Source organism: Paenibacillus qinlingensis (assembly GCF_013204845.1).
Classification (GTDB): domain Bacteria; phylum Bacillota; class Bacilli; order Paenibacillales; family NBRC-103111; genus Paenibacillus_E; species Paenibacillus_E qinlingensis.
The window spans coordinates 325568-337807 of the sequence record NZ_JABMKY010000003.1 but is presented as its reverse complement, the minus strand read 5'-3'; the positions used below and the strand labels follow the sequence as shown (position 1 = coordinate 337807).

The window sequence follows — 12240 nt, the reverse complement described above, 5'->3', positions numbered from 1 at the left end:
GCGTGAAGTGCGTGAAGTGCGTGAAGTGCGTGAAGTGCGTGAAGTGCGTGAAGTGCGTGAAGTGCGTGAAGTGCGTGAAGTGCGTGAAGTGCGTGAAGTGCGTGAAGTGCGTGAAGTGCGTGAAGTGCGTGGAGTGCGTGAAGTGCGTGAAGTGCGTGAAGTGCGTGAAGTGCTTTGAGTACTTGGAGTGCGGGCCGTGGGGGCCGTGGAGTGAATTAATCGGGTGAGTAATTAAGTTAGCTGCTATGTTTTGATTACGTTATTGATTCGTAGAAAAAAACTGCCCACTGGCTTTTCAGCCATGTGGACAGTCTTTCAGATACCTAGTGGTCAAATTACAACTATACATTCACCTTGGTGTAGCGATTCGCCGGAACTGGTATACCGAGGTTTCCTCGAAGCGTATCTGCTTCATACTCTGTCCGATACAATCCGCGCTCCTGCAGGATCGGCACAACGTGATCGACGAAGTCGTCCAAACCTTTAGGTAAGGCAGCGGCGATGATAAAACCATCTGCGGCATTTTCTTCGAACCACGCTTGCACGCGATCAGCGACATATTCAGGTGTGCCTGTGAATTCGTTACGAGGCGTAGCCACGTTCAAAGCGACCTGGCGCAGTGTTAGGTTCTTCTCTTTGGCTGTTTGCTTAATTTTGTCGGTTCCGCTGCGGAAGCTATTGCTCCCGAAATCACCAAGTTCAGGGAAAGCTTCATCTAACGGATATTGTGAAAAATCGTGATGTTCGAAGAATCGGCCTAGGTAATCCAGCGCTTTGTCAATGGTGACGAGATTCGCGACTTCTTGATATTTGCGCTCAGCTTCTTCTTCTGTAAGTCCGATTATCGGGGCTATGCCCGGTAGAATCACTACTTCATCCGGATTACGACCTTCGGAGGCAGCTCGCTTTTTAATATCCGCATAGTAAGATTTCGCGTCATCAATCGACTCATGTCCTGCAAAAATCGCATCCGCTACTTTCGCTGCAAACGCACGGCCATCCTCTGAAGCGCCTGCTTGGAATATAACCGGCTGTCCTTGTCTTGAACGAGCGATATTCAACGGCCCTTGGACAGAGAAATATTCACCTTTGTGGTTCAATGTATGGAGCTTGCTTGGGTCAAAAAACACACCACTCTCTTTATCACGTACAAAAGCATCATCTTCCCACGAATCCCATAGTCCGCGTGTCACTTCCAAATATTCATTGGCGATCCGATAACGCTCGGGGTGAGATGGGTGCTCTGCTTTGCTATAGTTTTTCGCTGAACCTTCTAGTGGAGAGGTTACAACATTCCAACCAGAACGTCCGTCACTGATCAAATCAATGGAAGCAAATTGACGGGCAACTGTGAATGGTTCACTGTATGACGTCGACAATGTTCCCACCAGTCCAATGTGCGAGGTGACCGATGCTAATGCAGATAGAATGGTAATCGGCTCGAACCGATTCAGGAAATGGGGGATTGATTTTTCTGTAATGTATAAGCCATCCGCGATAAACACAAGATCGAATTTACCGGATTCGGCTTTCTGAGCTTGCCCTTTATAAAAACCAAAATTCACACTGGCATCCGTAATCGCCTCAGGATGTCTCCAACCTGACACATGGCCACCTACGCCATGAATGATAGCACCTAATTTGATTTGTTTTTGTTTAGCCATGGTTATCTCCGTCCTTTCACAATATCGCTGCAGTCTGAATCTGCAACCGATAGCTTTTCACGAGTATTTCACCTTTTTGGATATCCTTGTCATAGGCGCGTTCGAAACCCAAACGTTCATAAAGCTTCACAGCGGACTCCATCATATCCGAGGTGTGCAAATGAAGTGTAGCTGCACCTAACTCGGCAGCGCGTCGTACATTTTCTTTTATCAATGCGGTAGCGATTCCCTTGCCCCTGGCACTTGGCGAAACCGCTAGCAAACGAAGGATAGGCGACTCAATCTCAAGCTCTGGCGCTCCATAAGCCGCTTCGGAGGATTGAAACAACTGAGAGCTACCAACAACTTCATCGTCAATTAGTGCAATAATCCGCGCGATTGGCTTGCTACTATCCACAGATGCGATAATATTTTCTTTATATTGATCCCAACCTTCTGGTGGCAGTACTTCTTGATATTGACCATAGGCATCTTCTAGAACTTTTCGGATCGCTTCGCGGTCACCTTCATTGGCTTCCCGAATGTGAATTTCTTGTGCATCTGCCATACCGAACCCCTCCTATACGTGCGCTTCCAACGCATTCTTGATTCGTGCGATTTGTGCTAAATGAACCTGCACATGTGCGATAAAGGAGTTAACAACATCTATAAGTGTAAGTGTTTGACCTTTAAAATTAACGCCTGTTTTCTCCCAATCATCTGGAGATAATCGTCCGAATAGCTCATGGTTATACACGAGTAACGACTGAAATAAAACTAATATATCGGATGCTAAACCTTCATTGGCTTTGGCGCTGCTGACCCATGGATCTTGATCAAACGCTGGTAATATGGCCGATGCCCCCGAAATAATAGCACGGATTCGGAAGGAAACGACAATGTTATGGTCAGCCAAATGAGACAGAACCTCCGTTACGCTCCATTTATCCAGAGCCGGCTTCCAAACTAGTTGCCCTTCGCTCAGTCCCTGGATAGCTTCCAGGAGTTGTTGATGGGTATGCAAATAGAGGGATAAATCAGGAATTGTTGTACTCATATGGATACCTCCAATGGGTTGTCGGATGATAGGTCTTCTAAGGCTTTCTGAGCTAAAACAGCAAAATATTGCGCACTAATCGGTAACGCTCGTTCATCGATATCAAAAGCAGGATGATGCCACTCTTGCGGGCCGGATGTACCCATGAATACGAAAACTCCCGGAATTTTCTTCTGGTAGAAAGCAAAATCCTCGCCTGCTGGTGACGGTACAGGTGTAATGACATTCAGACCAGCTTGTTCTGCAGCTTCTTTCGCCAACAGCGCTAATTTCTTATCATTGAACACAGACGGTGGTCCTTTGATCCATCGAACAGCAGCCTTCGTTCCATAAGCAGCTGCTACACCATGCACAACCTGCTCCAATCGCTCGATAACAAGTTTGCGAACATTCTCATCAAATGTGCGCAATGTGCCATCTAGAATGGCTTTATCGGGAATCACATTCCAAGCAGTTCCGCTATGGATGCGCGTTACACTAATGACTGCACTTTGCAAGGAACTAACATTGCGGCTAACGATAGATTGAAGTGCGGTAATGATATGTGCACCCGTTACAATGGGATCGATACCAGCTTCTGGAACAGCCGCATGTGTGCCAAGTCCTTCAACTTCGATCACGAATCCGTCCGCTGCCGCCATCAAAGGCCCATCTTTAATCCCTATCGTCCCGACAGCAAGATCCGGTTTGTTATGCATGCCATAGATCGCCCGAACTCCTTCAAGCGCGCCGCTGCTTATAACCAACTCCGCACCTTGCGCCTTCTCTTCTGCTGGTTGAAAAATGAATCGAACTGTCCCCTTTAAATCACTCTCGTGTTGTTTGAGCAAGATCGCTGCGCCAAGTACTGCAGCCGTATGAAAATCATGACCGCAAGCATGCATTTTACCTGCTACCTGCGACGCGTATGGAAGCCCTGTATCCTCTTGGATCGGGAGGGCATCGATATCAGCCCGTATGGCAATAATTGGCCCATCTTGCAAGCCGCCGACCTCTGCAATTAGCCCCGTTTTCAAATGGAAATCGGCAATACGAATTCCCGCTTCAGTGAGCCAGCCAGCAATCGCAGCTGTTGTTTGTGTTTCCTCATGCGACAATTCAGGATGTTGATGTAAATGACGTCGGATATCCACCAGCTTCTGTGCCAAATCCGATGACGTCTGTTGAAAAGTTGTTGCACTCATTTCACATGCCTCCTTCGGACCTACACCAACAGTTCCGCGAATGCTTCACTCAGCAATTCAAAGGAACGCAGCCTTTTGCTAAAATCTTTCACGGATGTCGTTACGATAAATTCATCAATATTGTATTTCTGTTGAATCTCAAGCAATTTATGACGTACAGTCTCTTTGGTACCTTTCGTAATTTCTGCCTGCTTTTCTTCAACAGTAAATTTGGCCTGTGTTTGGCGACCATATTCCTCCGCTTGCTCTAACGTGCCGACGGTTAACGTCTTGCCATTTTCCAAATGAATTTTGACATTCTTGTATTCGCCTGCAAGCTCGACAGCTTCTTCTTCTGTATCCGCTACGATAAGCGAGAGTGCCAAGAGAAGCTTGGGTTGTGTTCCTTTTTGTGTATTAAAATGTTGATGATACGCTTCAAAAGCAGCCTCAGCAATCGCTTGATCCCCATTAATGAATTGGGCAAAAACATAAGGTAAACCAGCCTCCGCAGCCGATTGTGCGCTCGCCGCACTGGCTCCGAGGATATAAATATCCACAGGTACCATAGGTATTGGCGAGACTTTCAAGCCCTTCAAGGGATGTTCATCACGTAGTTGATTTGCCACAAATTGTTGAAGGTCCTCCAACTTATCTGACAAGGAAGCTGCTTCTGTAATGCCCTGCTGCAAAGCTTTCGTTGAACGAGGTAATCCACCTGGTGCGCGGCCAATGCCGAGATCCACTCTGCCTGGAGCGAGAGAAGCTAACACATTAAAGTTTTCAGCCACTTTATAGGGGCTATAATGCTGCAACATGATGCCGCCGGAACCGATGCGTATGCGCTCTGTTTTGGCCAGTAAATGAGAAATTAAGACTTCGGGTGAAGAACCCGCAACTTGCTCGGAATCGTGATGCTCAGATACCCAGAATCGGTTATAAGAGAGCGACTCCGCCTTCTGTACAAGCTCAATCGTATGCTGAAAAGCGTCATAGGCCGTTTCGCCTGGAAATACGACACTTTGATCTAAAATGCTAAGTTTAATCCCCATGTTCATACACTCCGTTTCCATAACTGAGTTGATGCTATATGTTGTAGCTCCATTCAGGCGTTATTCGCTTCAAGAATTGTTTCGTTCGTTCTTCTTTGGCATTGCCGAAAATTTCACTCGGCTTGCCTTCCTCTACAATGGCACCTTCATCCATAAAGACCACATGATTAGCAACTTCTCGGGCAAAGCCCATTTCATGCGTGACGATAATCATCGTGATTCCTTCCTTCGCAATCTTCTGAATCACGTCCAGCACTTCACCAACAAGTTCAGGATCGAGTGCGGATGTGGGCTCATCGAATAAGATGACTTCAGGATTCAGTGCTAGCGCACGAGCAATTCCTACACGTTGTTGCTGTCCGCCAGACAGTTGACTTGGATATGCGTCCAACTTACTTCCCAAACCCACTTTTTCCAGCACTTTTACGCTGGTCGTTCTTGCCAGTTCCTTCGATTGCTTTTGAACAATCACAAGGCCTTCCATGACGTTTTCAATTACTGTTTTATGTTTGAATAAATTGTAATGCTGGAACACCATCGCGGTTTTTTGCCTGAGCGCATGAATCTCACCTTTGCTCGGACGCTTGCAATTCACGGTGAAATTTCCGATCGTCACTTCGCCGAGATTCGGCTTTTCCAAATAGTTCAAGCAACGGAGCAGCGTTGTTTTACCTGAACCGCTGGGGCCAAGGATGCAGACAACTTCTCCTTTTTGCACGGTAAGGTTGATCCCTTTCAACACTTCGTTTTTACCAAACGATTTGGTGATATTCGTCAGTTGGATCATGATACGCCACCTCGGTTATACAGATTGATTCGTTTCTCTAGTAAGCCCGTGGCTCGTTCGATCAAGAAGGTGATCCCCCAGAACAGCAAGGCTGCTGCAATATAAGCTTCGAAAAATTTCCAATTTGTCGTAGCGACGATTTGCGCTTTGGCGTTGATTTCCACGACAGATACGGTAAAAGCAAGTGTAGAACCATGAAGCATGCCAATCAACGTATTGGATAAGTTCGGTAAACTTACGGCTAATGCTTGTGGCAAAATAATACGTCGCAGCGCCTGTGTTGTTGTCATCCCGATCGAATAGGCGGCTTCCATCTGCCCGCGATTAATGGCTACGATTCCCGATCTGACTACCTCCGAAAGATAAGCACCCGCGGTGATAGAGAAAGAAAGAAAAGCAAATCCAATCATGGGTATTGACACAGAACGGAAGCTCCAACCGAAAGTAACCGCAATCGAATCGATGATCATCGGCAATCCGAAATAGATAAGCAGCAGATGCATAAGCATCGGTGTACCGCGAACAAACGTCACATAAGCTGTTGCGATATAATGAATAAAAGGCACGCGGTATAATCGGATTAATGCTACGGATCCACCAATTAGGAATCCAAAAAAGACGGAAACTACAGTAATAATTAATGTAGTAGGCAGTGCAGAAAGCAATTGAACAAAAGCCGTCCATATGAACCCAGGGTCGATACTCATGCTTGGAAGCCCCCTTTATCCGGTTGCGAGGACCAGACACCTTTGAACCATCGGCGAGATAATGGCTCCCGTTCTTCCGTCACAAGCGGCTGCTCGTGCTGGAGCAAGCGTTTCTCCAAGTACATAAACAGCTTTTCCAGTCCAAAGCAGATGACGAAATAGATAATGGATAAGGAAATGTACGTTTCCATAAAATGTTGAGTGGCCGCTCCAAGCGTCTGAGCTTTCCCCATCAATTCCATCGCACCTAGTGAGAATGCCAATGAGGTATCCTTCAAGTTGGCAATAAGCAGGTTCGTAAAGTTGGGCAGCGAAATCGCCAGTGCTTGCGGCATAATAATGCGGGTAAAGGCCTGGTAGCCCGTCATGCCTACAGAATACGCAGCTTCCACTTGCCCTTTGTCTACGGCTTTGACCGCTGCTCGGATGACTTCAGAAATATAGGCACCAGAATGTAAAGCAAATGTGAGAATAACAAATGATAAGACTGGCGCTTTGGATACATCCACATGAATAGCCTTCAGCAATTCAGGTAAACCATAATAGATCAGAAATAACTGAATCAGAATCGGTGTTCCTCGGAAAAAGGAAACATAAATCTGAGATAACCTTTGCACAATCGGTATTTGATAAAGCCGGGGCAAGGCAATGAGAAATCCAAAGACAACCCCGAGCACCATTGAACAAACAACTATGAATAAGCTGATATGGATGTAGTTCAGTAATTTCGGCAGAAAATCAAATACATAGGTGATATCGAATTTGTTTGCCATAATGGCGATCTCACCTTTCTTAGAGTCATGGAATGCTTAGCTATTTCACATCGTCTTTCTTCGTAAAGTCTCCGCCCAACCATTGTGTACTCAACTTCGAGAGAGTACCGTCTGCTTTGACAGCTTTTAAAGCGACGTCAATTTTATCCGCAAGCTCTTGCCCGTCTTTATCATTTTTGCGGAATAAGAAACGCACTTCGGCTTCTTCGATGATAGGTCCGACTGTTTTCAATTTACTTTGTGGATCTACAAGTGGAAGCAAGAAATCCGCTCCAAGTGCTCCATCAGCACGCCCTGTTGTAAGCTGCGTAACCAAGTCGTTGGCTGCGCCGCTTTGATAGACAATTTTGATCGCATTGTCATTGGCTTTGTTATAGTTCTCCAGCAATGTTGCTTCTGCACTTGTAGCCGTCGTTAATGCTTTCTTGCCTTTCAAATCATCGATCGATTTCACAGTCGTGTTCTCTTTGGCTACGATGACTTTGGTTTTCCAATACGCATAAGGTTCGTTATTGAACAAATATTTCTGCTCACGCTCTTTGTTCTTCTCAATTTCATGTGCAACAAAATCAATTTTGTTCGTTTCCAAGCTAAGCAGCAGGTTAGCGAAGTCCATCGTTTTAAATTCAAATTCATATTCTGGTAACCGCTTGTCGAGCTCTTTCACTAATTCAATGTCGTAACCAGTTAGCTTGCCATCCTTATCTAGAAAGGCTACATTCGGGAATTGTGTCCCTGTGCCTACGATAATTTTCTTTACTTTCACAGGTGCAGCCGTTGCAGCCGCAGTGGCTGCTGGTGCTTTTGTAGCCTCTGCAGCAGCTTTTGGAGAAGCATTCGTTGTTTCGCTTTTCGATCCGCAGCCTACCGCTACCAAAGCTAATGCTAATGTTGTTACCGTAAGTGTTGTGAATTGTTTCATCGTGAACCCCTCCGAATTTTCTTTAGTATAATTCTTATAATTCCTACTTGTTTTGTATGAATTATTGCTATGCCTTTAATTTATCATCAAGTACTCAAACTGGATAATAGAGTTTTTCTATATGCATATCGAGAAGTTATATCGTATCCCGGATCGACTGAGCGATTCCTTTGCATAAATCTAACGCAGAATTGAAAAACAAGGCGTTCTCACCATTCAACACAATCATGTTCGTTTGCAGGGAAATGCCTGCTATTTCCGGAAACTGAATAGGGAACAGCTTCCCCTCCTTGACTTCCTGTTCGACACATAGACTAGGAAGAAACGCAATACCAACACGTCCAAGCACCAATTTCTTCGCCGTCTCCAACGTATCCGTCTGAAATTCAATGTTCGGCGGTTGCTTCATACTCGCAAATAGGCGGTGTATTCGCATCCAATCAAGAGATCCGCATTCAAAGAAAACAAGGGGATATTCACCTATCACATCAATCGGAATAGCTTCGTTCCCTATTAAGGGATGGCCTTCATAGACATATAGACGAATGGGATCTTCATAAGCTTTGGCTGAAAGGAGATTCGGGTGACTAATATTCCGTACAAAGCCGAAATCGAGCTCTCGATTCAGCACCTTATTAATGATCTCCTCGGACGAAGCCGTAGTCAGTTTATAGTTCACATCGGGATATTTCATCTTGAGCTTTGGGATAATGGTTGGGATGATATAGTTCGATACGGATACCGTACAACCCACGCGCAACTCGTTTGGCAGTGTACGTTTCTGCTTCAATTGAATTTTACTTTTCTGAAAAGTTTGCAAGAGCTGTTGGGCATAAGGAAGGAATTTCTTCCCATCATCCGTCAACGAAATCTGCTTCCCGATTCGCTCGAAAAGTCGGCAATCCAGCTCACGCTCCAGAGATTGTATGCGTGCTGTAACGGAGGGTTGTGATAAAAAAAGCACTTCCGCCGCTTTATTAAAGCTGCCATAATGAATAACATAGACGAAGGCTTCGATATTCTCAATGTTCAAAGCGAGCACCCCTTTCGCCAAAAAATGAAATAAAACTTATTATTCCGATTAGTTAACTTGGTTTTATATTAGAATAACTATAGATCAACCTCCAAAATGTGTCAAGACCAAAAAAAGCTGCTCCCTCTTTCCTTATGGGAGCAGCTTTTTCACATCTTCCAAACCTATTCAACTGTTTGTCGCAATCGCCTCGTTGATTCGCTCTCGCACTTCGAGCATCCATTCTGTGCTGCGCGGATAAACAGTGAACGTAAGAGGCTCTGTCAGGCCATCTTCAACTAAAGCAACTGTTCGCTCTTTGCCGATCAACGTCTCGAGCAATTGTAAAGCTCGTAAATCCTGAAGTGCTTCATGGAATACTTCCAACCGAATCGACTCAATTGGCCCCGCTTCACCCGGATAAACGACGAAACTGTCTCCTGAAGGGAACGCGTGCAAAGCATCTGTCACTTTAAACGGATCCAATTGTTTAATCGAATACTGAGAGTAATAGAAGTTGTATCCCCAATGCAGAAACCCTTCTATACCGAACTTGTACAACTGCAAGCCAATGATTCTATTGCGTGCTGAAGGCATGTTAAAGAAACGGTTCGATACTTCCTTGTACTGTACACAGCAGTAATAGGTCCATAAATCTGGGACTCCAGCCTCAAGGAAAGGCCCAATATGATCGTTCGAAGGAATCGGCTTCTGAACAATTCCCTGCTCGTAGAAGGAGATGTCCGTCAGTGCATCGATAATCGGGTAATTAGAAGGAAGGAGTTTCTGTACGAGATCACTGGCCTTTTTATACGTATCCAAGTTGGCTTGGGTAGGCTCATCCGACACATGAAAATAACTACAGGATGTGATGCCAAGACGACGGATGACTTTATCAAGTTCGGGTAAGAACTGCTCTAGAAAACGAGCATATTCCTCTCCCGAAGCATCTGTATCCCATCCGAAGATTCGCTGTTCGACGCCATTCAATGCAGCCATAATTTTCGGCGTATGCTTAGCCCCCCATTGGGTGAACAGATGCGAGAATTCAAAGTACTCAACACCTTTTTCCTGACAAAGTGTTACCCAACGCTCTAGCTTTGTAAACCCAAAAGCATACGCCGTGCTGCCATTGATCTTACCTTCTTCAACACTTACATCAATTAACTGTACGGTTGGGCGCTCAACACCAACCAAGGTATCTAGCGGCGGGGTAAAGATCGGTGTCAGAATCATATTGATACCATGTTTAACCGCAGTTTCTAGGAACTGCCCGATGCGCGACCAGTGCTCCTCACTGAATACAGGAATGTTGTAATGTGATGCCAGGCAGTCTGTATGAAACCATTCCGTATGGATAAGTTTCTGTTTCGGTAGTGTTGCTGCGAGTACAGTGAGTTCCAGCACTTCTTCACTTAACTTCTCCCCTTGTGGCGAAAGGAAGCCTACCTGCACGTTATACGTGCCCGCAAGAACAGATGAATCTAATTCAACATGGATCCAGACAGATCTCCATTGGCCAGGAAGTGCAGTTACAGTTGAATCCTCAACTGGATACAAGGGGTCTGGATACAACCCCGCCGTCGTCCGCAGAACGTGCTCATCATGGTCCGCATAGCAAGGCATTTCTGATGCAACGAGACCTACAGCACGAATGGTAAAAGGAAGGCCCAGTGTCGAATTGACTTCTACCTTAATGTCTTTCAATAGTTGGTTTGAGCGATAGGCAATTTGGAACGCAAAGTGCTCGCCTTTTAGTGCTGAAGCTTTTGAATAGACTGCATCTTGTGGGACCTCGTCTGCAAAAACTTTGGATAACGAGCTCAAGCAAATGGTTTGAAAAGTGACCGTTTTATCCATGTGAATACGCCCTCCTTCGATAGAAACCTTGAATGTGTCACTTAATCCCAATTTAAAGCTTGAAATGTCCCCGTTCGTGCAGATTCTTGCGCTTTGATACACATCAGAGCACTCATCAAACCGTCATCAAGTGTTGAGATGGAACTAGCCGTCCCCTTCATGATTTCTGTAAAATTATGTGCCAGTTTCTCATCACCGCCAAAATGATTATGGCCAGCACCGATCTCATATGTTTCCACCCGCGCCGTATGGTGCATATGCACTTTTACTATGCCTGTGTAGAAATCAAAATCTACCGTACCCTTGTACCCCATAAAGCGAGCCCCACGTGCTGCAGCACCATTTCGGATAAAGAAGTTTTGCGAATAGGACATATGCATACCGCTTTCATATTGAAACAGTGCACTTCCGGAATCTTCATTCCCCGTGTCTTCGGCGTAGCAGCAATACTGCCATGTTGGATCTAGCCCTTCTGCCTTATGAGCGGTACTCTCCAAGCAGGTGCGATTATCTTCACAATCGACACATTTAAGCCCAGCGGATTTATTCCCTTTGAAAATTTGTTTCGATGTCATCGCACAGACTGTAATCGGCCTTTGCCCAAGTATAGCTTGAATATAGTCAAGATCGTGCGTTGCTTTTTGGAGAAATAGCCCCCCGGTTTCTTCCTCGTTTCGGTACCAGCTTTGAAAATACACACGGCCATACGGCACATTATTAATCGCTTGGACATGTTCTACCGTGCCAATTTTACCTGATTGAATAATCTCCTTAACCAACTCCACAATAGAGGTTACGCGCAATGGGAAGGATACCACGACAGGCGATTTGGATGCCTCATATCCTTGTTTCAAACGAAGAAGATCTTCGTAGTTTGTAGCTACTGGCTTTTCGATATAAAGAGGCAGATCATGTTGTAACACTTTCAACCCCATTGTTGTATGGAGATTACAGCGAGTGCCAATCATAGCCCCGTCTAGCTGCTCCGTCTCCAGCATTTGTTCCGGTGTATCATAGTACTTAATGTGATCCCAGCCTTGCTCTAGTAACTTGGCTTTAATCTGATCTTTACGTACATCAACAATCGCTTCAATTCGGCAGTCCGCATCTGCCTTCAACACTTCTCTAATCACATGACTAATTCTAAGTCCATATCCAATTACGCCTATCTTCATGCTAGCTCCCCCTCGAACTTTGCGATACCTTGATTATAAAAGAAGGATGGAAGCTTTTCTTTGTCCTGAAAGCCGATTTTTTTGTAATT

General features: G+C 45.4%; 12 protein-coding genes. All 12 read right to left on the bottom strand.

Annotated elements, in window-relative coordinates:
- Positions 1 to 341: 341 nt before the first annotated feature.
- A complete protein-coding gene (locus HQN88_RS08140) occupies positions 342 to 1664 on the bottom strand; it encodes an LLM class flavin-dependent oxidoreductase (RefSeq protein ID WP_173109933.1) in 1323 nt (440 codons plus the stop codon).
- 16 nt (positions 1665 to 1680) lie between these two features.
- Complete coding sequence (locus HQN88_RS08135) at positions 1681 to 2211, bottom strand: GNAT family N-acetyltransferase (protein ID WP_173109931.1); 531 nt, start codon at positions 2209 to 2211, stop codon at positions 1681 to 1683.
- Positions 2212 to 2223: 12 nt separating this feature from the next.
- A complete protein-coding gene (locus tag HQN88_RS08130) occupies positions 2224 to 2700 on the bottom strand; it encodes a DinB family protein (RefSeq protein ID WP_173109929.1) in 477 nt (158 codons plus the stop codon).
- Positions 2697 to 3884, bottom strand: coding sequence for a M20 peptidase aminoacylase family protein (locus tag HQN88_RS08125; protein WP_173109927.1), 1188 nt, complete (start codon positions 3882 to 3884; stop codon positions 2697 to 2699). Before HQN88_RS08125 ends, HQN88_RS08130 begins: the two co-directional genes overlap by 4 nt.
- A 20-nt stretch (positions 3885 to 3904) precedes the next feature.
- Entirely contained in the window at positions 3905 to 4915 is a 1011-nt protein-coding gene (locus HQN88_RS08120) for an LLM class flavin-dependent oxidoreductase (RefSeq protein WP_173109925.1), read from the bottom strand.
- A gap of 34 nt (positions 4916 to 4949) precedes the next feature.
- The gene (locus HQN88_RS08115; RefSeq protein WP_173109923.1) at positions 4950 to 5702 is read right to left on the bottom strand and encodes an amino acid ABC transporter ATP-binding protein; all 753 of its coding nucleotides are present in this window, start codon (positions 5700 to 5702) and stop codon (positions 4950 to 4952) included.
- A complete protein-coding gene (locus HQN88_RS08110; RefSeq protein WP_173109921.1) occupies positions 5699 to 6409 on the bottom strand; it encodes an amino acid ABC transporter permease in 711 nt (236 codons plus the stop codon). Before HQN88_RS08110 ends, HQN88_RS08115 begins: the two co-directional genes overlap by 4 nt.
- Positions 6406 to 7182 carry an amino acid ABC transporter permease gene (locus HQN88_RS08105; protein WP_173109919.1) on the bottom strand — a complete coding sequence of 259 codons (777 nt, stop codon included), beginning with the start codon at positions 7180 to 7182 and terminating at the stop codon, positions 6406 to 6408. Before HQN88_RS08105 ends, HQN88_RS08110 begins: the two co-directional genes overlap by 4 nt.
- A 40-nt stretch (positions 7183 to 7222) precedes the next feature.
- Positions 7223 to 8104 carry a transporter substrate-binding domain-containing protein gene (locus tag HQN88_RS08100; protein WP_173109917.1) on the bottom strand — a complete coding sequence of 294 codons (882 nt, stop codon included), beginning with the start codon at positions 8102 to 8104 and terminating at the stop codon, positions 7223 to 7225.
- 136 nt (positions 8105 to 8240) lie between these two features.
- Complete coding sequence (locus HQN88_RS08095; RefSeq protein ID WP_173109914.1) at positions 8241 to 9137, bottom strand: LysR family transcriptional regulator; 897 nt, start codon at positions 9135 to 9137, stop codon at positions 8241 to 8243.
- A gap of 168 nt (positions 9138 to 9305) precedes the next feature.
- Positions 9306 to 10976 (bottom strand): DUF4091 domain-containing protein, encoded by a 1671-nt coding sequence (locus HQN88_RS08090; protein WP_173109912.1) that lies wholly within the window; start codon positions 10974 to 10976, stop codon positions 9306 to 9308.
- A gap of 41 nt (positions 10977 to 11017) precedes the next feature.
- Positions 11018 to 12151: a Gfo/Idh/MocA family protein gene (locus HQN88_RS08085; RefSeq protein WP_173109910.1), complete on the bottom strand. Its 1134-nt coding sequence runs from the start codon at positions 12149 to 12151 to the stop codon at positions 11018 to 11020.
- Between the last annotated feature and the right edge of the window lie 89 nt (positions 12152 to 12240).